This is a genomic window from Acinetobacter sp. TWP2-2-3, assembly GCF_049896445.1.
Classification (GTDB): Bacteria; Pseudomonadota; Gammaproteobacteria; order Pseudomonadales; family Moraxellaceae; genus Acinetobacter.
In genome coordinates, this window is the sequence record NZ_JAFCUI010000006.1 from 59,862 (window position 1) to 86,630 (window position 26,769).

Here is a 26,769-nt window from a genome sequence, read left to right on the forward strand (position 1 = left end):
AATGATGTTTTATAACTGCGATCCAATAAAGAAATGTAAACGAATCGGATAATTGTCATCAGACAGTCCAGTCGCAACATCTATACGTATTGGCCCAATCGGTGAAGCCCAACGCACACCCACACCCGCGCCATATTCGGTCGGATTACTGAATTCTTTATTATAGGCATTTCCGGCATCTGCAAAGACCGCAGCACGCCAGCCTTCCTTAAACTGATAATTATATTCTAATGAAGCCACGCCCAAGGCCTGCCCGCCCACTTTAAAGCCGTCAATTTCCGGAGAAAGGCTCTTGTAGTCAAAACCGCGGATACTCTGGTCACCACCGGTGAAATATCTCAGGTTATACGGTACTTTGGCAAAATCTTGAGTAAAAATATAACCCGCGTCGGCACGCCCAACAAACTGATGGTCTGCATTTTCACCCAATGAATAGATAAAACGCCAGCCCGCATTCACAATGGCCATATCTGCATCAGAGAGTAAAGCCTCACTGCCCAGTTCAATCTTATAGGTCTGTTTGAAGCCTTTGGTTGGGTTGACCCGACGATCGCTCTCGGTACGTGAGACTTCATAACCGACTAATAGGGATTGCTGCTCATCTTCGGTATTAAAGCGAAAAGCTTCAGGAATCTGGTTAAAATCGACAGAACCATCCTGCTTCAAACGATCCAGACGATAACGTGCGCCAAAAGTCCGCTGCCAGCTACCACGTGGATTCTTGATAATCCGGTCTGCACCTAAGACTGCAGATTCAATCAACAGGCCTTCACCCTGTGCGACGCCTTCACGCTCTTCACGCTCATAACCACCCACAATACTGACATAGTCATTCAGCGGATGGTTATAAGGAATATTATAACGTCCATCAATCGACTGACGAATGCCTGATAGCTCCATGTTGGCATCAAACGAATGTCCGCGCTTGTTCACAATGGCGCGGCGATATTGACCACGTAAACGGATATCGGTATCTGTGCCATAACCCAGACCCACTTCAGCACTGTTTAAACGGTCTGCATTTAAAGTCACAATCACTGGAATCTTTTTCTCTTCCCGTGCCTGTACTTTTAAACGATCCTGTTCATTCTCTTTGGTTTGCTGCTCAACCCGCAAAGTTCTTAAATTTGCGCTTTCCTGATCGCGGCTACCGGCAAACTGGTCTTCATCTACGACATTCTGGGTCACTTCCTGAGAAGAGGATACCGAGCGAGCTGGTTGCATCGTAGCAGCCTGATCTTCACTCCGTTTCTGTTCTTCAATCAGGCTTTGAATATCGGGTGCAAGTTCCAGCTCTTTATCAAGCGGATCAGGGCGAATCGCATCTACCAGTGTATAATTGAAATAGCGTGAGTTGGTTAGGTTGTTGGCCAGGCTATTCACCCGCCAGAAGGTATAATCTGCACCCTCTGTCCAGGGAACCAGACTTTCCAGTACGTCACGGTCCAGCGGAAATTCCTTTTCAGGATCACTCATTCTGAACTCGACATTACCCAGCTTGTAACGTTCGCCGGTTTCAAAACGCAGGTTCACATCGGCGGTATTTTGTGGCTGGGCAATCTTTACATCATGCAGACGCCAGAATGAATCAAAATAACCATTGTTATTGGCTGCAGTAGTAATCCGTGTTTTGGTTTTTTCATAATTGCCATGATTGAAAATATCGCCTTCTTCCTGTTCAGGCAAAAGACTAATGACCTGGAATTGTGGCTGTTCGGCGCCCTCTCCAGTAAATTCAATATTTTGAGTGCTGATCAGGACAGGTTCATTCGGGGTCACAGAAACCCGAACCCGACTGTCAGAGATTTTTTCAAACCTGAACTGGGCATTATAATAGCCCACCGCCTGCGCTGCCTGTCTGGACAAGGTGCGTAATTGCGGCAATGCCGAATTAAAGTCGCCAAAAGACTCCTGGGTAAAACTGGATAATTTGGCTTTGACATTATTTCTTAAATTCAGATGGCCTTCAGGTACATCTTTACGATTCAGCATACCGTTGCTTTGTGCAACACCTTGCCCATTCATGATCACTACATCGGCACTAATGCGAGGAACTCTTGCGGTCATGATCTGACGTGGAGGACGTATTTTATAAAATAGTCGTTTGAACAGATTTGGACGTTTATCATCCTCAGCGACAAGCTGACCTGGCACTTCTGGCAAGGTCAATCCGGCTTCATTATTTTGTACAATAATCTGGCTGTCTGCCTGAATCGATTGCATTAACTGATCGACATTAACCGGCGCCTGATTGATTTCCAGCAGTTCTTGCTGGCTGATATCGGCCACCACCGTTTCGCTGGTCTGAGTATTGCGATAGTTTTGTGCTTCCTGTTTGGCTTGCTCGGCTACCTGGTAAATTTCATTCGCCATGTTCTGATCAATAGTCTGTACTGGCAGATCTTCCAGATCATCAAACTCGATCGGCGTAAATTCACCCAGACCAGATCCTGCATTTTGCTGTTGTTCCAGCATCAACATGCTGTCAACTGGTACTTCCGGATCCAAGGCTTCTTCAATTTTTTCTTCCGCTTCCGTTTTGGACGTGGCCACACCCTGACGAATCGCTTCTTTGGATAGCTCGTCCACCATTTCTGCCTGAGAAATGGCCACGGGTGTTTCGGGCTGTTCAGTTTGTGCCATGCTCTGATGGGATAACATCATAAAAAATATGCTCATACACAGCTGCATACCACTATGCTGTGGTATGAGAGGCCCCATACTGCGATTTAGCATCGTTTTTTTAAAATTTTTCTTTGCAGGCATAGCAAACTCTAAACGAATACATTCTTTAATTGATTATTTGACCGAAAAATATAAGCTAAGGAGCTTAATTAATTGGTTTTTACCTTTACATGGCTGAAAGTATCTTACATGATTTTTCTCAATGTTTACGCATAACTGACATTTCTTAATAAAACTTAATGTAGCACGGCCTATATGAACAAAAATGAACATTTGTTAGCTTCTCGGCGCTTTTTACCGATGTTTCTGACGCAGTTTTTTGGTGCATTAAACGATAATGTATTTAAACAGGCGTTACTGCTGGTGATCACTTATGGCTGGATTCAACAGCAATCGGCCAGCATCAGCACATTGAATAATCTGGCGGCTTTACTATTTATTTTGCCTTATTTTATTTTTTCAGCCACTGCCGGTCAGATTGCCGATAAATATGAACGTTCACAGCTGATTCGCTATCTCAAGCTTCTGGAAATTGTCATTATGTTGCTAGGAACGATCGGTTTCCTGCTCGGTAATTTATGGATTCTGTTATTTGCTTTATTCCTGATGGGAACCCAGTCCACGTTCTTTGGCCCGATCAAATACGCGATTTTACCGGAAGTGCTGAAACCCAATGAACTGATGTCCGGCAATGCCCTGTTTCAGTCCGGAACTTCTCTGGCAATCCTATTCGGTATGATTCTGGGCGGTGCAGTCATTGCAGCTTCCGCTGGCAACCTCATCTGGATCAGTTTAACCGTGATCAGCATCGCCTTGATTGGCTATGTATCCTGCCGTTATATCCTCAAGCAAAGTATTCCCGCGCCTGAGCTGCAAGTTGACTGGAACTTTTTTCGTACCAGTTTGCAAACCTTGAAATATGCCAAAGGCCTGCCTTTAGTATTTACCATTTTACTGGGCAATTCATGGTACTGGTTTTATGGTGCCACCTATCTGACTCAGATTCCACAGCTGACACTACAAAATCTGCATGCCTCGGAAAATGTCGCCAGTCTGTTGCTAACTTTCTTTTCTGTCGGAATCGGACTAGGTTCTTTCCTGTGCCGTAAAATTGGCGGCAGCCAGGTCAATATTAAAATGGTGCCTTTTGGTGCAATCGGTCTTGTGATCTTTGCCCTGTATCTGGCCGCGAGTCTGGCTTTTGTTCCGGAACGTACAGGTGCATTAATCGGTCTAGCAGAAGTTTTTCAGCAGGGCTGGAGCTATTATCATGTGATGCTAGCAGTGACCTTACTCGGGGTGAGTGGCGGTTTTTATATTGTACCGCTGTATGCCATGATGCAGGCGCATTCTCCTCGCTCACATCGTGCGCGTGTGGTTGCAGCAAATAACATTCTGAATGCCGTTTTCATGGTATCTTCTGCTATATTCTCGATTATTATTTTGAGTGTTTTAGAGCTTGATCTTAAAATACTTTTTTGTATTACCGCAGTATTAAGTGGCCTGTTTACCCTATGGCTACTTTACCGGCTGAAACCAATGATCAAAACTGCAAAAGCGCCCTTGGAGGATTAATTCATGCGTCAATATACAGGTCTCGATAAACTGATTCACTCTTTTGACCAGGCATTACGCAGTCTAGTCCCGGGCACGACTTCGGCCCAACGTGAAAATCCGGCCCAACCGGTAGAAACACAATTAACGGTCAGTGATGCACGTCATGTAGCAGGTTTAATGCGGGTCAATCATAGTGGTGAGGTTTGCGCACAGGCACTGTACCATGGTCAGGCGATGACGGCTAAACTCCCGAATGTACGTCGTGAAATGGAACAGGCAGCGATTGAAGAACAGGATCATCTGGCCTGGTGTGAAGACCGCTTAAAAGAACTGGATAGCCATACCAGCCTACTCAATCCGGTCTGGTACGGTCTTTCCTTTGGTATGGGCGCGATTGCCGGAATCGCAGGTGACAAATACAGCTTGGGTTTTGTGGCTGAAACAGAACGTCAGGTCAGCATGCATTTACAGCATCATATTAGCCAGTTGCCACCGCAGGATGAACGTTCTCGTCGTATTCTAGAACAGATGAATGAAGATGAACTGCATCATCGGGATACAGCGTTAAATGCTGGCGGTGTAGATTTACCCGTTCCAGTTAAGATCGCCATGACAGGCATTTCCAAGTTGATGACCAAAACCAGTTATTTTATTTAAATAAGACGGTTTTAGTTTGAGCCCACTCATTTGTGGGCTTTTTAATATGGGTCAAATCTTGAGCGAGATAATAACAACTCAAGGCATATGGCGATCTTATTACTTATAAGCTCTATAAAATAATAGAGATTCCCCCACAGCATCCTTTAATCTTTTTTGCTCATTTCAGAAAGCAGGTCCAGCTGGATTTCCTGAATTTGCGCCAGCCGTTCCCATTGATGTAGCAGCAGATGATCTAATTTTTCATGCAAGTGTTGGATTTCCAGCTCGGCTTTTAAATTGATCTGATAATCATTTTGCGAACGTAAGCGGTCTTTTGCTTCCTGTCTGTTCTGGCTCATCATAATAATAGGTGCCTGAATCGCCGCAAGACAGGATAGGATTAAATTCAACAGAATAAAAGGATAAGGATCAGCAGGTCGTGTCACCATCACCACAGTATTTATCGTAATCCACAGGCCCAAGAAGATTGCAAAACAAATCAAAAAGGTCCAGCTTCCACCAAAAGTTGCAATTTTATCGGCGAGCCTTTCTCCCAAGGTCCACTTTTGCTCTAAGGTCGTTTCCACATTTTTGGTAATCAGTTCATGCTGATGCATGCTATCAATCACTTCAAACTCAAGATCAGTCACTTCACCCTTTTCCGAACTTAATAATGAATGTACATACTGTATACGGTACTGGGTTAAATCTGCCTGGCAAATATAATCTTGCGGTGTCCAGCCTGGAATATCTTTGGCAATCTCTTCGGTAATGACTTGTCTGACTGTTCCCATCGGGGTGAGATTTTTCAGAAGAAAGTGCTTGCCGCATACCAAGCATTTATGGCTTTCATGTTTTTCTTTCATGATAATTCTCTTTTTAAACCAACTCACTCAGCTATTATTTTGTTCGATATGTTTGATTTGCTTTAGTCATTTTTACCATTCGTAAATCAATTATGTATCAAGTGCGTCTGATTTCTTGAACTTATGAATCTCACTTCGATTTTATCTTGGATTGATAAAATGCTCAGCCAAGCGCACGATGAGCTGATCATTCAAGATAATTTTCAGATCGATTCAATCCTACTATCTATACATGACTTAAATTTAATATAATCATGATGATAATAAAAAAGGGGCTTCATTGTGCGCCATTCATACCATCTTGAAAAACATTATATCGAACGCGCGGGTTGGCTTCGTGCAGCTGTACTGGGGGCAAATGACGGGATTATTTCGGTCACCAGTCTGGTGGTGGGTATTGCAGCCAGTGGAGCATCTACAGAAATTTTATTGGTGACCTGTGTTGCCGGATTGATTTCTGGAGCCGCATCAATGGCGGCCGGTGAATATATTTCGGTTAAATCCCAGCAAGACATTGAAACCAATGATCTACTCATGGAAGAGCGCGAACTACAACGCCATCCCACGCATGAGTTAAATGAGCTCAAAACGATTTATATACAACGAGGTCTGGAACCTGCTTTGGCACAACAGGTCGCTGAACAGCTGACCGACCATAATGCCTTGGATGCCCATGCCCGGGATGAAATTGGTATTTCAGCACATACCTCTGCCCAACCCTTTCTCGCTGCATTTTCTTCGGCCATGGCCTTTACGGTAGGTTCATTATTTCCTTTAATTTCAATTATGATTTTACCGGAACACTATCTGGATAAAGGCGTCATGCTGATTGGCGTTTTAAGCCTGGGGATGATGGGTGCACTGGCAAGCTATGCCGGTGGAGTAAGCGTCTGGAGAGGTGCAGTTCGGGTGATGCTCTGGGGAATTATCGCCATGTTATTCAGTGCATGGATCGGATCATTATTTAATGTGTCTGTTGCCTAAATATGTGTTTATTTTTTAGCTAGACAAAGAATAGGATTGAGCGGCTCTTGTATTAACATCACTGAAAAATGTTTTTTCAAAAACTAGCCGCTCTAACAAAACTTGAGTTTAATTAATATATGTTCGGTTTTAATTTAGATATTTAAAACCTAAGATCTATGCATGAGAGGTATTGTTATGGAAACTACGGTTATTCTTGCCATCTTGGCGATCATTATCATATTGCTGATCATTTTTTATAACAAGAAAAAGTGAAAGAGCGATGAGGCATTTTTACTGCTTTGAGGGTTTTTACTGATCTTAAAATAAATTCCAGAGCTTTAAATCAATCAAATATTAATTTCCCGTCGGAAAACCATGAAATCCCCATTGGATCACATAAAGAATCCCAAGGATTAAAATCACCGAAACCAAGATTTCTAATATTTTCATTTTTAAATGAGCTCTATACTTAAGCACCTCATCTTATCTGAATTTTTCTTTTCATCTAAAACAAAAAATTGAATCATAAAAAAGCCTGATCTTGTTTGATCAGGTTGGTTAATCATTCTTACTGGATAAAATTTATGAGCAAAAAATTAGGTGATTTGATTTAAATCAGCTGTTCAACTGTTGGGAAGCTATGTGATCCATGTTCGAACATGGCATCATGCCAGATATCAAACATGGGCACTTTCACATCCAAAGCCAAAGGCAATTTTTTTTCATTAAACTGCATATGTTGAAGATCGGATCCCCAGGCAATCAAATCAACATCCAAAGTAATCTGATGTGATGGACGTACTCGCCCTGATGCCTGTTCCAGCTGTTTGAGCAGCTCAATCAGGTCTTCACTAGACACCGAACTTCGCAATAAACACGCTGCATTCCAGTAATCTGCGCCGATGCCATCACGGCAAGGAATCATATAAATGGGAGAAAACTGAACTTCTCCCCATTCAGAAATACGTTGCTGTGCAGCTTGAAAGTGTTGCTGAGGATGACAATTACTCGCTAATGCTAGGGCGAAAATCGTTTCGGTGGCGTTCAAGACGTATCCCTACAGAATTGGCTTGCGCGATAATGGCAGGCTTACGGATCGTAATATTAATCGATTCAATTGCTGTAAAGGTAGTAAAAAGTGCATTCAGCACTAACTTTGCTGCATGTTCAATCAATTCAGGCTTGGCGTCTTGAATGACTTTACTGGAAATCTCACAAATTTCTGCATAATTCAACGTATCTGCAAGTGCATCTGAGTTTGATGCCTGTTCCAAATCGGTTTGAATGATCAAATCCAGCATTAAAGGCTGAATAATTTGACGCTCCCAGTTAAAGCAGCCAACGACTGTCTCAACTTTTAAACCTTCAATAATAATGGCGTCCATTGGATTGCTCGAGAATATGATATTTACAACTAATCTCCCTAAATCCCTCTTTTATAAAGAGGGACTTTTATCGCTTCTACTTTATCAAGCAATGAGACACTCCTCCCTTTAGAAAGGGAGGTCGGGAGGGATTAAATTAATGCTTTAACAGCAGATTAGGATCCATGCTTTGCACCATTTGCAAACGCTGATCGGCATAGATATCGGTATACGGCGCCAGAATTCGCATAAAACGGTCGAAATACAACATTTGTTTGAATAGCAAGGCAAAGTCGCGCGGGAACCGGATCCCGTGACGTTCACCCACAGCCACCATATCCATCATGATATCGTTCAGGTCAGCAGGATTAGACGTTAACAATTCCTGTGGATCTGCCATCAACACGCCACTAAATAAACGTTCCAGATCAGCAGCCAAAACTTTGGTATCAATCTGCACAGCGGTCATGCCCATTTTCAGCATGTTTTGTGCCATCAGCTCATAATTGGTATGTTGCAATGAATCCATGAATGCCATACATGCCGTCCATACCTCAGGCTTGAGCTGACCAACGATACCGAAATCAATAAAACCGACACGGCCATCTTCGAGCAGCATCAGGTTGCCTGCATGCAGATCGGCATGGAAACTGTTACACATCATCAAGCTTCCGAACCAGGTATTCATCGCAGTGATGAGTACTTGAGATGGATCTTTGGATACTTTTTTGACCACTTCAAAATCTGTCAAAGGCACACCGTATAAACGCTGCATGGTGAGCACACGACGGGTCGAATATTGATGATAAACCTTCGGCGCAGTGGCTGCCTGATTGTTGGTGATATTCAGGTAATTAACGAAATCATCCAGATTCTGGGCTTCTTCAATGAAATCAACTTCACGTACCATACGGGTTTTGATTTCTTCGACAATGTCAGCCAGTGAAGCAAACTTGACTTTAGGGACTGCTTTTTCCAGTAACTTGGTTGCCCAATGTAGGACGTTCAAGTCAGTGTACAAAATGGTCTCTACACCCGGTTTTTGTACCTTAATCACCACATCTTCGCCAGACACCAATTTGGCCGCATGCACCTGTGCAATAGATGCAGAGGCTAATGGGGTTTCGTCAATTGATGCAAAGATTTCATCCAGATTACGTCCTGCAAATTCAGAAGCCAACACTTGCTGAATATAGCTAAACGGCAAGCGTGGTGTCTGATCCAGACAACCCTGAAATTCTTCAACGTATTCACGTGGAAACAGCGACGGTGTGCTGGCAATAAACTGACCCAGCTTGATATAAGTTGAACCTAAGGATTCAAAAGTTTCACGCATCAGTTTGGCATTGCTCGGCTTTTCAGTAGCATATTTAAAGCCCGCCTTTGCCGCAACGACTGCTGTTTCTCCCATACGGGCAACTGAACGTATTCCATCTAACCAGATATTGTTTTTCATAATGTCTTAGGAAAAATTAATTAAACGCAGTGTAGCAAAAAAATTGGACTTTGCAGGCTTATCTTGCCTGACAGATCAGGCAATCTGTATCTTTTTCGAAAGCGAGAATCCGCTGCTTAAAACTCAGTCCGTCCCACAACAACAGTTTTTGTCGAAGTGGTATCTGACCTAATCCCAGATATAACAAGGCATGATGTGCCTGCAAGCTGGCCATCACATTCGGTGTGGTCGCCAGTACACCGGAATCTGCACAGCGCAGACTTTCATCGGCCTGATTTTCTGGCGGGAACAGGCAAGCATAACAGGCGGAATCCCCTTCGACCATAAATAGCTGACCTTGCAAGCCAATCGCAGAAGCACTCAATAAGGGCACATTCAGCTCCACGCAAATATGATTGACCAGATAACGTGTGGCAAACTGATCACAGCCATCCAATACCAGATCCTGATGCTCAATCACACTTACTACATTTTCAGCCGTTAAGGCCTGATTCACATATTCAACTTGTAGGTTCGGATTAACCTGACTCAGTCTTTTGGCCAGCGTTTCTGCCTTATAAAATCCAATATCCTGCGGTATAAATGCCAGTTGTCGCTGTAAATTACTCATCTCGATGGTATCCGGATCGATCAGGGTAATTTTTCCCACACCTGCACGTGCCAGAAGTTCTGCCAGTGCACAGCCTATCCCGCCACAACCAATAATGCAGACATTAGAAAATTTTAACCGTTCTTGAGCGTCAATATCCCAGCCATCCAGAAGAATCTGACGGCTATACAGATGCAGTTCAGCATCGGTGAGTTCGAATTCTGGGGATATGGCATCCATGTTAAATGTAGACAACGTCTTTCCTTGTTTCGAAAATTTTTAACAATGATCGCAAAAATTAGCTTTACTGAATTTTTTAAGGACTGATAAATCTCTGGAATATCAATCTCACATTCAATTCACAGCACATCAATAAATGGTTCGGCCATCGTTGATGGCAAATAGCATATCAGCTAAACGCTCGGTATCAAGATGCAGCGGCTATGGCTTGGCAAGATTTTTTGAATCACCTCAATTCAATGGTTCCGGCAAACAGCTTTTTCTAACTTATAAAAGGTGTCAGACCTGAAGTTTTTAAAATCTTTGTTATTAAATTTCCCTGTAAATCGAGCTGTCTTGTTTAGCAATTCTGTAGTCTCTGCCTATATTTGAGTATGAAAATGTATGAGTTCAGTGAGACCTAAGGCATCTGTCTCTAAATATGATTAATCTGAAAATACCAAGCAATCTTTTCAGCTTTCATAAAATCGTATGGAGAACATACATGACCGAGCATAACAATACTCAACATGATAATCGTGAAAAATTATGGGAATTGATCAAGGATGTTCGTTACACCATGATCAGCCATTTAACCGACACACATGAAATACACTCCCAGCCGATGACCATGCTGAACTCCGAGCAGATGAATGAACGTCAAAACTTATATTTCATCCTGCGTAACACCAATGATCTGGTCAAAGCAACAGAAACAGGCCGTGGTCAGATTGGTCTGTCTTTTGCAAAACCATCAGATGGTATCTATGTGTCGATCAGTGCTCATGCCCAGATCAGTACTGACCGCATTCTGATTGAACAGTTGTGGAATCCGTGGGCTGAAAACTGGTTTGAAGGCAAAGATGATCCTACCGTACGGGTATTGATTGCTGAAGCAATCAGCGCAGAATATTGGAATGTGACAGACAACAAAGTCACCCAGCTTTTTAAAGCCTTAAAAGGCGGCGTAACTGGTGAAGCGGGCGAACCGCATGCAGAACATCAAAAAGTGAATCTACAAAGTAATATCTGGTAATGAATGAGATTTAGCCTCTTGAAATTAAGAGGCTAATTTTTTGATATATTTAATTTTAAATATCAATGTAATTCCACTGTAATGACATAAAAAATTATAATTTTTGCTTGCCTTAATCTGCTCTCTTAAAAATATAAGCTTGGGAAAATCAGCTCAATATCTGACTAAAATTTAAGTAGAAGATTTATTTCCTAAAAAACCAAAAGGCTGCCATGGCAACCTTTTAGCATTCAATCAAAAAACTAATTTGAGAAACTAACTAACTAAATTAACTGACTCGCTTCATCTCTTGGACTTTGGCTATTTCCTGCTGTTTGAGTAAATTGCGCTGAATTTTGCCGCTCGATGTTTTAGGCAAAGCTTCTACAAACTCAATCTCTTTCGGATAGGCATGTTTGGATAAGCGTGAACGTACATAACTTTGCAGTTTCAACATTAAATCTTCAGTAGCAGGATAAGCCGATTTAAGCACTACAAAGGCTTTCACAATTTCTGTTCGTTCTGGATCTGGCTTTCCAACGACTGCGGATTCAAGCACTTCCTCACATTCAAGCAAGGTACTTTCTACATCAAAAGGCCCAACCCGATAGCCCGAGGTTGTAATGACATCGTCTGCACGCCCAATAAAATCAATACCGCCATATTCATTCAGCTTCACGGTATCACCAGTGAGATAATACTGCCCGACAAATGACTTGCGGTTATGCCCTGCATAGCCTTCAAACCACATCAAAGGTGAAGCTGAACAGTCGATAGCAAGTGTTCCAATACCGCCTTTTTCTACTTCCTGATGTTCTTTGTTCAATACAGCAAAACGATGCCCAGGAATGGCAAAACCAGCTGAACCGACTTTTTTATAATGCTCCAGGCCATGATGATTGGCGATCACCATACCCAGTTCAGTCTGTCCATATTGATCATAGATATTCACATTTAAATCATGATTGAACCACTGAATCACTTCAGGCGTGAGCGGCTCACCTGCACTGCTTACCACGCGTAAATGCGAACTGATACCTGCATCAAATTTTTCTTTAAAGCCAAAGAACATACGGAATGCGGTTGGCGAGCCGGTCAGGTTGCTGACCTGATATTTTTGAATGATTTGTATGGCGTTATCGACACTGAATCCACGTTCATCCATGATGATGCTGTGCCCTAAACTCAACGGCCCTGCAATACCATAATACAGTCCATACGCCCAGCCCGGATCTGCCAGATTCCAGAAGGAATCTTCATCTCGCAGATCTACAGCGTGCAGCATATAACCCTTAAAGGCCAACAAGGCTTTTAAAGGCACAGGAACCGATTTCGCCAAGCCTGTGGTGCCTGAAGTAAACATCATCAGGAAGACATCATTAAACTGGCAATTTACCGGTTCAAACTCTTCCGGTTGTTGCTGTAAGGCTGTCCAGAAATCCGCATCTTGATAGTCATCTGCCGCTGCCTGATGCACAGTCAGAATATTCGGGACATTGAGATCATGGAGTTTCAGTCGCTGCTCTTCATCAGTAACAATCAACTGGGTGCCAGCGGTACTGATGCGATGTTCAATGGCTTTACTTTCAAAAGCAGTAAATAAAGGTTGGTATATGGCACCGATCCGCCAGGTGGCCAATATGGTAATTAAGAGTGCTGGCGTTCTTGGCAGTAACCCTGCAATACAGTCGCCGGCCTTTAAACCCAGAGAATGCATATAATTGGCCAACTGCCCTGAAGCCACGGCCAGCTGTTCAAAGGTCCACTGCTCTGCGTCTCCGTTTTTGCCTTCCCAGATCAGTGCAGTTCGGTTTTGACCCAGGTAGCGACCACAGCATTCGGTATACGCATTGATGTTCTCTGCGTTTCCAACCAGATGTTCCTGAACCATATTTTCAAAATTAAAATCAGCATATGCCTGTTCTAGTGTCTTCATGACGACAACCTCTTTCCTGTTGTAGTTTTCAGGCGACCTTGCCTGAGTTTGTCCATTTGTATTTGTTGTTCCTGCTGATTCCATCAGCATACTTTCTCAAATCTGCATTCATGCCCTATGGCTAGAACATGAATAAAGCTTATTTTTCGATTATTCGCACTGTATGTCTTTAGATCATCATGTTCAGTTGAATCCTGCAATTTCCATATCCATCCATGTAAGTACAGAATTTGAACATTAATCAAAGTCTGTTTTTTTTAATTTAACAATCAGCGTTGACACACTTCACGTGCAATCACCAGTCGTTGAATATCTGATGCACCTTCATAAATCTGGCTCACTCGCACATCACGATAGATACGCTCAACCGGAAAATCAGAGACATAACCGTAGCCACCATGAATCTGGATCGCATCTGAACAGACTCGCTCTGCAATGGTCGATGCAAACAGCTTTGCCATCGATGCTTCTTTTAAACACGCCAAGCCTGCATCTTTTAACGTTGCAGCATGCAAGACAAGCTGACGTGCGGCTTCAATTTGGGTCGCCATATCTGCAAGCCTGAACGCCACAGCCTGATGCTGCACAATTTCCACACCAAAGGCTTTGCGTTCATTGGCATATTCCACTGCAGCATCTAGTGCAGCCCGCGCCATACCGACTGATTGTGCTGCAATGCCGATCCGACCCGATTCAAGATTCGACAAGGCAATTTTATAGCCTTCACCTTCCTGGCCCAGCAGGTTGGCAGCCGGAATCCGGCAGTTATCCAGAACGATGGTCGCGGTATCCGAACAATGCTGACCCATTTTCTCTTCTAGGCGTGACACGATATAACCCGGTGCATCGGTCGGCACCAGAAAGCATGAAATACCCTTTTTCCCTGCAGATTTATCAGTCACAGCAAAGACTAGTGCAATCTGTGCGTGTTTACCTGTCGTGATAAACTGCTTGGTGCCATTTAGCACCCATTCATCACCATCACGTTCGGCTTTACACTCCAGCGAACTGGCATCCGAACCGGCCTGAGGTTCTGTCAAACAGAAACAGCCAAGCCATTCACCTGTCGCCAGCTTAGTTAAATACTGCTGTTTTTGTGCTTCAGTGCCATAACGCTGGGTAATGCCGCAAGGCAAAGAATTCTGCACACTGATAATCGTCGAGATTGCACCATCTCCTGCGGCAATTTCCTCTAGCGCCAAAACCAATGATACATAATCCAGACCTGCACCACCCCATTCTTCAGCCACTGTCATACCCAATGCACCAAGCTCACCAAGCTCTTTAAGTTCTTGTGCTGGAAATTGTGCCGTTTTGTCGCGTAAGGCCGCCGTCGGTTTCAGTTTCTGCTGCGAATAGTTACGCATCATGTCCTGAATCATTTTTTGTTCATCATTTAAAATCACGGGTATTTCCCTTCTTTATTTTTTTCTATCCAGCATTAGCAAGGACTTTTTAACTGCCAGAAATGTGATGCTTTCTGGATATATTCGGCAAATTCAGCATGCAACTTTCCCTGATACGTCATTGCCATTTTGATGAATCAGAGAAAATGTGTTTATTTAAAAAATTATTTTGGCGCCATACGGATTGCACCATCTAGACGAATCACTTCACCATTCAAATAACCATTTTCAAAGATATGTCCCACCAGCTGGGCAAATTCCTGTGGTTTGGCCAGACGCGATGGAAATGGCACCATTTGCCCCAAAGCATCCTGGACATTTTGCGGCATGCCTTTCAGCATCGGAGTTTCCATAATGCCCGGCGCGATAGTCATGACACGAATTGCCTCACGAGCCAGTTCACGTGCCAAAGGTAAGGTCATTGCGACGACTGCACCTTTTGAAGCAGCATAAGCAGTCTGGCCAATCTGACCATCATAAGCAGCCACAGAGGCAGTATTCACAATCACCCCACGTTCTTCTTCACCGGCTTGCAGCTCATATTTTGCAATTAAAGCCGCCGCATGACGCAACATATTAAAAGTACCGTTTACATTAATATTCAGCACTTTTTGGAACATTGTCAATTCATGGATGCCGTTTCGTCCCAATACTTTGGCAGACGGTGCAATCCCGGCACAGTTGATCAGACCATTCAGTTGACCATACGTACTTTCAACATGAGCGAAGAAACTTTCAACGGCTTGTTCATCGGTAACATCAAGCTGTACAAACTCAGACTGTGAACCCAGTTGCTGCTGTAGTACTTCACCCCGCTCCTGATTCATATCGACCAGAATCACTTTAGCACCGTGTTCAACCAAATGAGTCGCTGTAGCTGCACCCAAACCTGAGGCACCACCAGTGATCACAATAACTTTTCCCTGAATGTTCATGTTTATTTCCTAGCGATTTTTCTATTTCAGATACGACTTAATATGCAGAGTAAACAGAGTTTTTATTCTGTACAATTTCCAAATATTGCATCTTGCATGATGTATTTGAACAATGAAAACAAGGATGTCAGACTGAATATGTATAAGCCTGCACTGGAATATAGCAAAGGCACCATCTCGATTGACCTGGTGAACGAAGCATTGCTGGATGCCAAACGGCTGCAATTTGATATCCCTGCCATTTTGAAAAAAGCCAATATCCCAGCAGAAGTATTAAATGCTCCCAAGGCACGCGTGTCGGTCAGCCAATTTGCCCAATTATGGACTGTGCTTGCAGACAGCATGAATGACGAATTTTTTGGCATGGACAGCCATGCCATGCGTCGTGGCAGTTTTAAATTGCTTTCGAAAATGGTTATGCAGGCAGATACACTGGAAAAAGCGCTGCAAAACATTCTGCAATTTCTCAACTTGGTTTTGGACGACCTGCAAAGCACGCTCATGGTTGAGGAACACTATGCCTATATCGTGATTTATGATTTAAAAACAACCAAACGCATGTTTAGTTATGCGACTTATCTGATGCTGATTCATACCCTGATCTGCTGGTTAAGTGGACAACGGATTTTGCTTAATCAGATTCAATTGAAATGTGCAGCACCACTGAATGATTTTGATTACAAAGTTCGATTCTGTGAACAGATTGAATATCAGGCCAGCGAAAATTACGTGCAATTTGATGCCAGCTATCTGCAACTGCCGATTAAACAGGATACTCAGTCTTGGTATCAGTTTATTCAGCAAACACCACAAAATTTATTGGTGCGTTTTAAAAACCCCTATGCCTTGAGCACCCAGATTCGCCGAAAATTGCTACAGGTTTCGCCGGCAGAATGGCTGGAACTGAATGAACTAGCCTTAAAAATGAATATGTCTGAAGCCACCATGCAACGGCGTTTAAAAAGTGAAGGTGTCAGCTATCAGCAATTAAAAAATGAGATACGCCGGGATACCGCAATTGAATTACTGACCCGTACTGAACAAAGTTTACAAGAGATCAGCGATCAGCTTAACTTTCAGGAATCCAGTGCATTTCATCGTGCATTCAAAAAGTGGACTGGCGTCAGTCCAGGTGCGTATCGACAAAATAATATTAGATAATTTATATAAAATTAGACTTTAAAAATATTACCGAAAAAATACTTGGATTCTAAACATTTATTTTTATTATGATTATATATTTCAAGCCCTAAAATATATATTAGCAGGACTACACAGTCACCCAGAAAGCTTTGCAATTCACCCGGAAATAGATTATTTTTCACTCAATTTATAGCACTTTTGCTATTGGCTGTACTCTCCATTTTCCTTTCTAGTTGAAGGTATCTCCATGTTAAAGATGACTGATGTGCTTGGGCAAAATCTTGTCCAAAACTTCTCTAAAGCTTTATTTTCTTCGACTGATCTCATTACAGAACAGTTGAATCAAGGGATTTTAAATGCATCGGATGCAGAACTGAAAGATGCAATTCTGCACTTCTTTAATCAGATAGATGCTGTGGAAGCGGCTCAGGCCCTTGAAATTCCGGCAGAACGTATCAATGAATTACAACAAGGTATTGCCTTGAAAGATGAAAGATCTCTGGCAGACACTTTGAAAGTTGTGGCACTTTGTCTGGCAATGGAAACTGGCAGTTTGGATCAGGTAGAAGTCTATGACTGTCTACAAGACTATCCAATGTAATTCTTTTTTAAGTATTCCTCGAAAGCGGTGCTCTGGCATCGCTTTTTTGTTTTTAGTTATACTGCGTTGGCGTCATATCATTCAAAATACTTAAGGTTTCAGATGCAGTCAGGAATTTATAAAGAAAAAATCCAATAAAAAAGCGACCACATCGGTCGCTTTTTTATAAAGATAGATGACAGATTAATGTGGCCATTGACCCAAAGTTACGCGATCATTCCCGCCATAATCTTTAACCGTGCGGACTTGCTTATAACCCGCCTGTTTAAATAGATGTTGTACGGCGTCTGCCTGATCATAACCATGCTCAAGCACCACCCAACCATTGACAGTCAAATGCTTCTTGGCTTGCAGAATAATCATTTCAATATCGGCCAGCCCCTTTTTATCTGCCACCAGCGCACGTTCCGGTTCAGTCGCCAGATTCTGCATATGCACATCATCAGCATCGATATAAGGTGGATTCGATACAATGGCATCAAAGAATTGACGGCCAAATGGTTTCAACCATGAACCCAGAACAAATTCCACATTCTCAATATCATGTTGTTCCGCATTATATTTCGCCACCTCAAGCGTAGGCTCGTAGATATCGGAAGCGGTTAGTGTCCAGTTAGAACGTTCAGATGCCAGTGATAAGGCAATTGCACCAGTACCTGTACCCAAATCCACCACACGGGCATCATCAGGCAGATCCAATTTCAACACAGTCTCAACCAGCACTTCAGTATCCGGACGTGGCACCAAGGTATCTTTGGTCACTTTGAGGTCTAAAGTCCAGAATGGCTGTGAACCAGTGACATAAGCCAAAGGCTCACCGGCAGCAATACGCGCCAATCCGTCTTTATACGCCTGTTCCTGTTCCGGCGTTAACTCCTGATCCTTTTTTATCAGCAGATCAAATGAATCAATCTTGGTGATGTGTTCCAGTAACCAGGCATTTTCCTGACGTTCGTAACTTTCAGCTTCGCCGCGTAAAGCCAAGGCTTGTAAAATATTCATTATCCACCATTCTGCTGTGCAAGCATGGCCAATTGATCCGCCTGATATTCGCGATGCAGGCTGTCCAGCAATTCAGTCAAATCACCTTCCATCACGGCATCCAGCTTGTATAAAGTCAGGTTAATGCGGTGATCTGTCATACGACCTTGCGGATAGTTATAGGTACGGATACGTTCTGAACGATCCCCCGATCCCACCAGGTCACGACGCATTTCCGAGGTTGCTGCATCTGCTGCTGCACGTTTGGCATTTTCCAAACGTGATACCAGCAGTGCCATCGCTTTGGCCTTGTTCTTATGCTGTGAACGCTCTTCCTGACACTCCACTACGGTGCCGGTTGGAATATGAGTAATACGTACTGCAGAATCGGTTTTGTTAACATGCTGACCACCTGCACCTGAAGCACGATAGGTATCAATGCGCAAATCAGATGAGTTGATTTCAACCGAGGTATCGACATCAATTTCAGGAAGAATCGCAACGGTACATGCTGAGGTATGCACACGGCCTTGTGATTCGGTCGCTGGTACACGCTGTACACGATGCGCACCACTTTCAAATTTTAGACGACCGTAAACCCCGTCACCATTAATCAGGCAGATGACTTCTTTATAGCCACCATGTTCGCCTTCATTTTCAGAGAGGATTTCAATACGCCAGCCTTGGTTTTCCGCATATTTACTATACATACGAAATAAATCGCCTGAGAAAATCGCAGCTTCATCGCCGCCGGTTCCGGCACGAATCTCAAGATAAGCCGAGTTGGCATCATTCGGATCTTTCGGAATCATCAAGATGTTCAGGTCTGCTTCAAGCGATTCAATTAAAGCTTTATTCTCTTTAATTTCTTCCTGCGCCATTTCCTTAAAGTCCGGATCTGACAGCATGGCCTGAGCTGTTTCAATGTCTTCTTCAGCCTGTCTGTACTTGGTCCAGACATTGGTGATTTCTGTTAAGTCATTATGCTCACGTGACAATTGACGGAAGCGCTTATTATCAGAAATGACTTCAACATCAGCCAGTAATGCGGTCAATTCTTCATGGCGGTCAGAGAGTTGGTCTAATCGTAAACGTAACGATTCTTTCATTTTCTAAAAAATCTCAAACATAGGCTGCGACTAAAAACCGATTTAGCACAGCGAAATCAAAAAATTGCGCCTAGTTTAACGACTCTGGCTTCTAATGAACATCATTATTGAGTAAGTCCGCGTTGCTATCATTCGTGCTCTACAGCATTTGTTAACAAATATGATTAAAAACAGTGGAATTGACTTTTTTATAGTCGATCTTATTCTTAATTTCTTGCCGATTTTACAATTCGCCAAATAAAGCAGGGAATTATGAAGAAACATCTTCATATTGTTTTGGGCATGATTTGTTACATTTTCCGCATCGAAATAACTACAGTCCTGTAGATGGACACGGAGTGATAACATGAAACTCAACGCACTTTTAATGAGTACAGTTTTAGCTGCTGGTTCAATGATGACCGTAAACGCACATGCCGACAGTACAGCGCGTGTTGCAGCAGCAAGTGCTTTAGGTAGTGTTGCAGGTACAGCATTAGGTAAAAACATGGGTGGTAATACCGGCGCAACCATTGGTGCTGCTTTAGGTGGTGCTGGCGGCGCAGCAGTTGCAAGCAGCAAGAAAAACCGTACTGAATCTGCCATTGGTGGTGCCCTAGGTGGCGGTGCAGGTTATACCGTAGGTAAAAATATGGGCGGTACTAACGGCGGTTATATCGGTTCAGCTTTAGGTGCTGCCGGTGGTGCTGCACTAGGTAACAAGATTGCCAAAGATAAAGCAGCTGAAAAACGCTCTAAACACTGGAAAAAACGTTACCGTTAATTTGTGCTCAGGCTGTTTAGACCAGACGCTACATTTAACATGAAAAGCACCTTTTGGTGCTTTTTTTTATTACTGTTTCATAACATGAAATTTCAAGTAATACATGGAATTATCCTGTCCACATCATGAATCAATTAAGGAGATAAAAATCACAATTCGCCAACATTGCCTCCATGCTGTTTGGCGCTTGCTAGATTAAATTTATCTCATCAACAAAATATAGCTAGATATATAAAAGGTGTCCTCATGAACTATAAATCTCTAATGATCGCTGTCGTAGCAACCTCAGCCATGGGTATGACAGCTGCCAATGCAGGCAATACAACCAATACAGCCTTAGCTTCTGCACTAGGTGGTGTTGTTGGTGCCGCAGTAGGTAATAAAATGGGTGGTACCACTGGCGCAACAATCGGTTCAGCGATTGGTGGCGGTGCAGGTGCCGCAGTAGCTGCAAATAAACGTGACCGTAATGGTGCGATTATCGGTGGTGCTTTAGGTGGCGGTGCAGGTTATGCAGTTGGCCGAAATATGGCAGGCACCAACGGTGGTTACATCGGTGCGGCACTGGGTTCAGCAGGTGGTTCAGCTTTAGGTAAGAAAGTCAGCGAAGACCGTCGTTATGATGACCGCAACGAACGTCGCTATAATTCTTCTCGTAACTACCGCTATAACGATTATCGTTATAACAACCGTCGTCGTTAAGATTCTCTCCGCTTATTCTTTCCTCCTTTATAAGCATCTTCGGATGCTTATTTTTTTGCCTTTATTTTTTATCTTTATCTGTTAGTTTACACTTATATCGATTTTTTTCGATATACAAATACTCTCTAAAGTCGTATGCTTTTAGAGATGTCTATTTAAGAGTAATACTATGCGTACGCTTAACGATACCCAGTTCTCTATACTCGAACTGGTTCCTGTTCGTGACGACAAGACTATTCAATTCGCGCTAAACCATGCGCTGGAACTTGCCCAAGCAGCAGAAAAATTGGGTTATCGCCGGATGTGGCTGGCAGAACATCATAATATGGATGGCATTGCCAGTTCAGCAACCGCAGTTCTCTTAGGCTATTTACTGGCGAATACCAAAACCCTAACTTTAGGCTCTGGTGGAATTATGCTGCCGAATCATGCTCCACTAGTAGTAGCAGAACAGTTCGGCACCTTGGCAACGCTCTATCCGGATCGTATTGAACTGGGTCTGGGCCGCGCACCCGGTACAGATCAAATGACCATGCGTGCCCTGCGTCGTGGCCGTCAGGAAACCGAAGATCAATTTCCGCAGGATGTTCTGGAAATTCTGCAATATTTTAAAGATCCAATTCCAGGACAGCGTATTGTGGCAACGCCGGGTCAAAGCACGCATGTACCTGTATGGTTATTAGGGTCCAGTCTGTTTAGTGCGCAATTGGCAGCAAAACTCGGCCTACCTTATTCCTTCGCTTCGCATTTTGCCCCGCGTATGCTGGGTCAGGCCATTCAATTATATCGTGAAAACTTTGAACCGTCTGAATATCTCGATCGTCCTTATGTATCGATGGGCGTACCGACCTGTGTCGCAGATACCAATGAAGAAGCAGAATATCTGGTGACTAGTGCCTATCAGCGGGTTTTATCACTGATTCGTGGGCAAAGCCTAAAACTTAAAGCACCAATTGATTCGATGGAAGGTCTGTGGTCGCCGCCGGAAAAAATGTCAGTCGATAATTTCTTTGCCATGGCTCAGGTCGGCTCCAAAGAAACCGTTAAAGCTGGGCTAGAATCGCTTTTAGCCAAATATGATGTGGATGAGTTTATCTTTACTTGTGACATCTATGACACTGACAAACGTCTGCACAACTTTGAGCTGTTGATGCAAATTAAAAACGGTCTGTAAATGAAAGCTGCATCTACCTATTCTCAGCAATGGGTAGATGTTTTTTCACCTTTAAAGATAAATGACTAAAAGAAACATCCCAGTAAAATCATTTCTATCGACCTCCTCCATTAAACAGCCTCTTCTTTGAACGAACACTTCATTTCTTTCATCCATCTCAGCAAGTTAAAATTCATTCTTTTTGGATCGCCTGTAAACCCATTCAGCCTCAACAAAATCAGATTTTATATTTTGGTCAAATAGATGACTGTCTAAGTTAAATTTTTCACTTTACCCTGGCTTGAGTTTTTGTTTATATCTCATACAAAGAAAATTAATTATTAAATAAATTCAAGGAATTCTAATGTCTACCAAGCAGGATCCACACGCTGGTATTTTTGAAAATCGCCCCGAACATTTTCAGCAGTTTAATGGAATTAAAGTGCCCTCTTCCGAACTGTTAGAATTGGATTATGCAGATAAAGATATTGCGATTATTGGCACGGATCAGTTTACCGTGAGCCAGCTGGATAAAATCAGTCAATATGCCCGTTCGGTGAAAGTTTTCCAGATTAATCCCGCTTTTGTATTGCCTGGTTCCGACCGAATTCTGCAACGGATTATTAATCATCCACTAATTGGTAAAAATCGTCGCTTATTTAACAACCGCATTAAAAGTCTACTCTCTCTGCGGTTTTTAGAAAATCAGGTGCAGAATTTGTGGCTAAGACGCCAGTTAATGCCAAATCTTGCATCTTCACGTAAAATTTATCTGAAATCAGATCATTATTATGCTGCTCTACAACGTGAAAATTGCCAGCTGATTACCTGGCCGATTCTGAAAATTTCGGAAAATACGATTCATTGTATCAATGGTGAGCAGCATCCAGTCGCTATCATTATTCATACTTATTTAGCAGAAAAATAACTCGTACTGAACAGTAAAAATAAAAAATTGGTAAGCTGATAATGAGATTTTTATTTACGTATCAAGAACCGACATGATGATTTATTCAACAGAATGAGCAAAGAAGACTCTTTTATATTTCAGAATATGATAGTTGGTATTTTCTTAGAATTATAAAATTCATACATTATTTCGATTAATCAATGCTTACTTGTAATTTTTAGCTATAAATCAAAGCCAAACCGCAGTTTGGCTCTGGCTGGTTTCTTAACCGATTCGACGTTTTAAACCGGTCATTTGCAACACACGTGTTGAGATTTCTTCAATCGACATTTCAGACACATTCAGGTACTTGATGCCTTCCGAAATATAAATTCCTTCAATCGCACGCAACTCCATCTGACACTGACTAAAGCTGGCATAACGGCTATTGGCCTTACGCTCAGAACGAATGGCCACAAGGCGTTCCGCATCAATCATCAGGCCAAACAGCTTGTTTTTATGCGGTCGCAGCACGGCTGGCAGTCGGTTATCATCCAAATCTTCTTCAGTCAGTGGATAGTTCGCCACGCGAATACCGAACTGCAAAGACAGATAAATAGAGGTCGGGGTTTTACCTGACCGCGATACACCAATCAGGATCAGGTCAGCTTTATCATAATGACGGGTACGTGCGCCGTCGTCGTTATCTAAAGCAAAATGAACAGCATCAATACGGGCCTTATAAGACTCAGAGTCGGTCACCGCGTGGGTCTGCCCGACTAAAGTTGTAGGAATCGTGCCTAATTCATCAGCCAACTTACTAATAAGCCCTTCAAATACATCGAGATTTACTGCATTTGCAGTATTAATAATGTCGCGCACATAGGGATCAACTAGGGTATCAAATACCAGCGGTTTTTCACCGTCGATTTGAGCTCTTGCATTGATCTCTGCCACCACATTTGTAGCCGCTTCTTCGGAACTAATGTAAGGAATAATATGAATGTCAAATTTCACATGCGGAAACTGCGCTAACAGCGAGTGTCCAAGGGTTTCAGCGGTGATGGCGGTACCATCTGAAATAAAGAAAACACTACGCTGAATTTGTTTACCTTCCGACATTAAAATTCTCCTCCAACATTTGTCTTAGTGCTATATAATCTTTATAGTAAACCGATCTTACATGACTGTCGCTTAGTAAAATCAAAAACCTAGATGATTTGCTATACTCTCATGCCGAGATAGTGATTAATACTGCAAAAGTGGAGTAACAACTTTGGAAGCGCGCGTAATTGGTCTGGAAAAATTAGGGAAGCACGACGTTGAGCTGGTCGGTGGGAAAAACTCATCACTAGGCGAAATGATCAGCCACTTATCAAATGCTGGTGTATCTGTGCCAGGTGGTTTCGCAACGACTGCCGATGCCTACCGTGAATTTCTCGAGCAAAGTGGCCTAAACGCTAAAATCAATGCAGAGCTTGCTGTACTCAATGTTGATGATGTGAATGCACTCGCTGAAACTGGCGCAAAAATTCGTCAATGGATTGTGGATACTCCACTTACGCCTGCATTAGAACAAGAAGTTCGTACAGCATTTGCAGAACTTTCTAACGGCAACCCTGACATCGCGGTTGCCGTTCGTTCTTCTGCAACTGCAGAAGATTTGCCGGATGCTTCTTTTGCTGGCCAGCAAGAAACTTTCTTGAATATTCGTGGTATCGATAACGTTCTGATCGCAATCAAAGAAGTGTTTGCATCTTTGTACAACGACCGCGCAATCTCATACCGTGTACACCAAAACTTTGCCCATGATGTAGTTGCCCTGTCTGCTGGTGTACAACGCATGGTTCGTTCAGAAACTGGCGCTGCAGGTGTGATGTTTACGCTAGATACTGAATCAGGCTTCCGTGATGCAGTATTCATTACTGCATCTTATGGTTTGGGTGAAATGGTCGTTCAAGGTGCAGTTAACCCGGACGAATTCTATATTTCTAAACCGCTTTTAAATGCAGGCCGACACGCGATCCTTCGTCGCAACCTGGGTTCTAAGCACCAGAAAATGATTTATGGTGAAGAAGCATCTGCAGGTAAATCTGTCGTTGTCGTGGATGTTGAAAAAGCTGAACGCCAACAGTTCGCTTTAAACGACCAAGAATTACAAGAACTTGCTAAACAAGCGCTGATCATTGAAAACCACTACGGTGCACCAATGGACATCGAGTGGGCAAAAGATGGCGATGATGGCAAGATTTACATCGTTCAGGCGCGTCCTGAAACTGTAAAAAGCCGTGAAAATGTCGGCACCATGGAACGCTACCTGTTGAAACAACGCGGTACTGTGATCTGTGAAGGCCGTTCAATCGGTCAACGCATTGGTTCTGGTAAAGTCCGCATTGTGACGTCTATTAAAGAAATGGACAAAGTACAAGACGGTGATGTTCTTGTATCTGATATGACTGACCCGGATTGGGAACCAGTCATGAAACGTGCAGCTGCGATTGTAACAAACCGTGGTGGTCGTACTTGTCACGCAGCAATTATTGCACGTGAGCTTGGTGTTCCTGCAATCGTGGGTTGTGGTAATGCAACTGAAGTTCTTGTAGACGGTCAGGAAGTGACTGTGTCTTGTGCTGAAGGTGATACTGGCTTTATCTATGAAGGCGCACTAGATTTTGAAATTCAAAAGAATTCAATTGAGTCTATGCCTGCTCTTCCATTTAAAGTAATGATGAACGTGGGTAACCCGGATCGTGCATTTGACTTTGCTCAAATTCCAAACGCAGGTATTGGTCTGGCGCGTCTTGAATTCATTATTAACCGTATGATTGGTGTTCACCCGAAAGCATTAATCAATATTGACAGCCTTCCACGTGAAACACGTGCAGCAGTCATGGCGCGTACTGCAGGTTATGCATCTCCAATTGAATTCTATGTAGAGAAACTGGTTGAAGGTATCTCGACACTTGCTGCTGCATTTGCAGACAAGCCAGTCATTGTTCGTATGTCAGACTTCAAGTCTAACGAATATGCAAACTTGATCGGTGGTAAGTTATACGAGCCAGAAGAAGAAAACCCGATGCTAGGTTTCCGTGGTGCAAGTCGCTACGTTTCTGATAACTTTCGTGATTGCTTCGAACTTGAATGTCGTGCATTGAAAAAGGCACGTGATGAAATGGGTTTAACCAATATCCAGATCATGATTCCATTTGTTCGTACTGTTGCTGAAGCGAAACGTGTAATTGAACTTCTTGCATTAAATGGTCTTAAGCGCGGTGAAAACGGCCTTAAAGTGATCATGATGTGTGAACTTCCAACCAATGCTTTATTGGCAGATCAGTTCCTTGAACATTTCGATGGTTTCTCTATTGGTTCAAACGACTTGACACAATTAACGCTTGGTCTTGACCGTGACTCGGGTATTGTCTCTCACCTATTTGATGAGCGCGACCCTGCAGTTAAGGCGTTGCTTTCTCTTGCAATTCAAGCATGTCGTAAAGCTGGCAAATATGTCGGTATTTGTGGTCAAGGTCCTTCTGATCATCCAGATCTTGCACAATGGTTAATGGAACAAGGTATCGACTCTGTGTCTTTAAACCCAGACTCGGTACTTGAAACTTGGTTCTTCCTGGCTGAAGAAAAAGTGCAAAAAGCATAAGCAATTGTGAATAAAAAAGACCCTTTGATAGGGTCTTTTTTATGAGATAGATATTATGATTTATTGTTTGAAAATTGATAACTAAAGACCCAATCACAAGCTAAACAATTGAATTTATAAATATAATTAAATCAACGCTT

Annotated in this window: 23 protein-coding genes; 11 read left to right on the top strand and 12 right to left on the bottom strand. The window is 42.9% G+C overall.

The features are described from left to right. Positions 1 to 9: 9 nt before the first annotated feature. Positions 10 to 2,766, bottom strand: a complete 2,757-nt coding sequence (locus ACP7AK_RS10015; protein WP_425879817.1) for an autotransporter assembly complex protein TamA — start codon at positions 2,764 to 2,766, stop codon at positions 10 to 12. A 174-nt stretch (positions 2,767 to 2,940) separates the two neighbouring features. Here ACP7AK_RS10015 and ACP7AK_RS10020 point away from each other — a divergent pair, with 174 nt between their 5' ends. Then, a complete protein-coding gene (locus tag ACP7AK_RS10020; RefSeq protein WP_425879818.1) occupies positions 2,941 to 4,260 on the top strand; it encodes an MFS transporter in 1,320 nt (439 codons plus the stop codon). Positions 4,261 to 4,263: 3 nt separating this feature from the next. Continuing rightward, on the top strand, positions 4,264 to 4,899 hold the full coding sequence (coq7, locus tag ACP7AK_RS10025; protein WP_005247248.1) for a 2-polyprenyl-3-methyl-6-methoxy-1,4-benzoquinone monooxygenase: 636 nt from the start codon (positions 4,264 to 4,266) through the stop codon (positions 4,897 to 4,899). A 146-nt stretch (positions 4,900 to 5,045) separates the two neighbouring features. Here the strand turns inward: coq7 and ACP7AK_RS10030 are convergent, their stop codons facing one another. Beyond that, on the bottom strand, positions 5,046 to 5,747 hold the full coding sequence (locus ACP7AK_RS10030; protein ID WP_253144584.1) for a DUF1003 domain-containing protein: 702 nt from the start codon (positions 5,745 to 5,747) through the stop codon (positions 5,046 to 5,048). A gap of 282 nt (positions 5,748 to 6,029) precedes the next feature. Here ACP7AK_RS10030 and ACP7AK_RS10035 point away from each other — a divergent pair, with 282 nt between their 5' ends. Continuing rightward, positions 6,030 to 6,731, top strand: coding sequence for a VIT1/CCC1 transporter family protein (locus ACP7AK_RS10035; RefSeq protein ID WP_005097209.1), 702 nt, complete (start codon positions 6,030 to 6,032; stop codon positions 6,729 to 6,731). 592 nt (positions 6,732 to 7,323) lie between these two features. Here ACP7AK_RS10035 and ACP7AK_RS10040 read toward each other — a convergent pair. The 4 genes from ACP7AK_RS10040 to ACP7AK_RS10055 all read right to left on the bottom strand — a co-directional run bounded on the left by ACP7AK_RS10040 (position 7,324) and on the right by ACP7AK_RS10055 (position 10,362). After that, positions 7,324 to 7,761, bottom strand: a complete 438-nt coding sequence (locus ACP7AK_RS10040) for a 2-amino-4-hydroxy-6-hydroxymethyldihydropteridine diphosphokinase (RefSeq protein WP_222112201.1) — start codon at positions 7,759 to 7,761, stop codon at positions 7,324 to 7,326. Further along, positions 7,718 to 8,098: a dihydroneopterin aldolase gene (folB, locus tag ACP7AK_RS10045; RefSeq protein ID WP_004278766.1), complete on the bottom strand. Its 381-nt coding sequence runs from the start codon at positions 8,096 to 8,098 to the stop codon at positions 7,718 to 7,720. Before folB ends, ACP7AK_RS10040 begins: the two co-directional genes overlap by 44 nt. A gap of 136 nt (positions 8,099 to 8,234) precedes the next feature. Then, the gene (locus ACP7AK_RS10050; RefSeq protein WP_004278767.1) at positions 8,235 to 9,533 is read right to left on the bottom strand and encodes an ABC1 kinase family protein; all 1,299 of its coding nucleotides are present in this window, start codon (positions 9,531 to 9,533) and stop codon (positions 8,235 to 8,237) included. 58 nt (positions 9,534 to 9,591) lie between these two features. Next, entirely contained in the window at positions 9,592 to 10,362 is a 771-nt protein-coding gene (locus ACP7AK_RS10055; protein WP_425879866.1) for a HesA/MoeB/ThiF family protein, read from the bottom strand. Between the two features lie 484 nt (positions 10,363 to 10,846). Between ACP7AK_RS10055 and ACP7AK_RS10060 the strand changes: the two genes are divergently transcribed. Continuing rightward, entirely contained in the window at positions 10,847 to 11,377 is a 531-nt protein-coding gene (locus ACP7AK_RS10060; RefSeq protein WP_425879819.1) for a pyridoxamine 5'-phosphate oxidase family protein, read from the top strand. Positions 11,378 to 11,645: 268 nt separating this feature from the next. On the opposite strand, the gene ACP7AK_RS10065 is transcribed toward ACP7AK_RS10060, so the two are convergent. The 3 genes from ACP7AK_RS10065 to ACP7AK_RS10075 form a co-directional block, all read right to left on the bottom strand. Next, complete coding sequence (locus tag ACP7AK_RS10065; protein WP_425879820.1) at positions 11,646 to 13,292, bottom strand: AMP-binding protein; 1,647 nt, start codon at positions 13,290 to 13,292, stop codon at positions 11,646 to 11,648. Positions 13,293 to 13,561: 269 nt separating this feature from the next. Next, entirely contained in the window at positions 13,562 to 14,698 is a 1,137-nt protein-coding gene (locus tag ACP7AK_RS10070) for an acyl-CoA dehydrogenase family protein (protein ID WP_180037361.1), read from the bottom strand. Positions 14,699 to 14,862: 164 nt separating this feature from the next. After that, positions 14,863 to 15,633 carry a 3-hydroxyacyl-CoA dehydrogenase gene (locus ACP7AK_RS10075; RefSeq protein ID WP_425879821.1) on the bottom strand — a complete coding sequence of 257 codons (771 nt, stop codon included), beginning with the start codon at positions 15,631 to 15,633 and terminating at the stop codon, positions 14,863 to 14,865. A gap of 138 nt (positions 15,634 to 15,771) precedes the next feature. On the opposite strand from ACP7AK_RS10075, the gene ACP7AK_RS10080 reads away from it, so the two are divergent. Further along, complete coding sequence (locus ACP7AK_RS10080; protein ID WP_425879822.1) at positions 15,772 to 16,794, top strand: AraC family transcriptional regulator; 1,023 nt, start codon at positions 15,772 to 15,774, stop codon at positions 16,792 to 16,794. 229 nt (positions 16,795 to 17,023) lie between these two features. Beyond that, positions 17,024 to 17,377, top strand: a complete 354-nt coding sequence (locus tag ACP7AK_RS10085) for a hypothetical protein (RefSeq protein WP_425879823.1) — start codon at positions 17,024 to 17,026, stop codon at positions 17,375 to 17,377. Positions 17,378 to 17,560: 183 nt separating this feature from the next. On the opposite strand, the gene prmC is transcribed toward ACP7AK_RS10085, so the two are convergent. After that, complete coding sequence (gene prmC / locus ACP7AK_RS10090) at positions 17,561 to 18,379, bottom strand: peptide chain release factor N(5)-glutamine methyltransferase (RefSeq protein WP_425879824.1); 819 nt, start codon at positions 18,377 to 18,379, stop codon at positions 17,561 to 17,563. Beyond that, positions 18,379 to 19,467 carry a peptide chain release factor 1 gene (gene prfA / locus ACP7AK_RS10095; RefSeq protein WP_004645400.1) on the bottom strand — a complete coding sequence of 363 codons (1,089 nt, stop codon included), beginning with the start codon at positions 19,465 to 19,467 and terminating at the stop codon, positions 18,379 to 18,381. The genes prmC and prfA overlap by 1 nt, the downstream gene beginning before the upstream one ends. A 346-nt stretch (positions 19,468 to 19,813) precedes the next feature. On the opposite strand from prfA, the gene ACP7AK_RS10100 reads away from it, so the two are divergent. The 4 genes from ACP7AK_RS10100 to ACP7AK_RS10115 all read left to right on the top strand — a co-directional run bounded on the left by ACP7AK_RS10100 (position 19,814) and on the right by ACP7AK_RS10115 (position 23,013). Next, positions 19,814 to 20,230, top strand: coding sequence for a glycine zipper domain-containing protein (locus ACP7AK_RS10100; RefSeq protein WP_004645401.1), 417 nt, complete (start codon positions 19,814 to 19,816; stop codon positions 20,228 to 20,230). 246 nt (positions 20,231 to 20,476) lie between these two features. After that, complete coding sequence (locus ACP7AK_RS10105) at positions 20,477 to 20,932, top strand: hypothetical protein (RefSeq protein ID WP_004645402.1); 456 nt, start codon at positions 20,477 to 20,479, stop codon at positions 20,930 to 20,932. A 169-nt stretch (positions 20,933 to 21,101) separates the two neighbouring features. After that, positions 21,102 to 22,106, top strand: coding sequence for an LLM class flavin-dependent oxidoreductase (locus ACP7AK_RS10110; RefSeq protein ID WP_425879825.1), 1,005 nt, complete (start codon positions 21,102 to 21,104; stop codon positions 22,104 to 22,106). Between the two features lie 343 nt (positions 22,107 to 22,449). Beyond that, positions 22,450 to 23,013, top strand: coding sequence for a flavoprotein (locus ACP7AK_RS10115; RefSeq protein ID WP_425879826.1), 564 nt, complete (start codon positions 22,450 to 22,452; stop codon positions 23,011 to 23,013). A 246-nt stretch (positions 23,014 to 23,259) separates the two neighbouring features. On the opposite strand, the gene ppsR is transcribed toward ACP7AK_RS10115, so the two are convergent. Then, positions 23,260 to 24,096: a posphoenolpyruvate synthetase regulatory kinase/phosphorylase PpsR gene (gene ppsR, locus ACP7AK_RS10120; RefSeq protein WP_004278781.1), complete on the bottom strand. Its 837-nt coding sequence runs from the start codon at positions 24,094 to 24,096 to the stop codon at positions 23,260 to 23,262. A gap of 154 nt (positions 24,097 to 24,250) precedes the next feature. Here ppsR and ppsA point away from each other — a divergent pair, with 154 nt between their 5' ends. Beyond that, complete coding sequence (gene ppsA, locus ACP7AK_RS10125) at positions 24,251 to 26,629, top strand: phosphoenolpyruvate synthase (RefSeq protein ID WP_425879827.1); 2,379 nt, start codon at positions 24,251 to 24,253, stop codon at positions 26,627 to 26,629. Positions 26,630 to 26,769 lie beyond the last annotated feature (140 nt).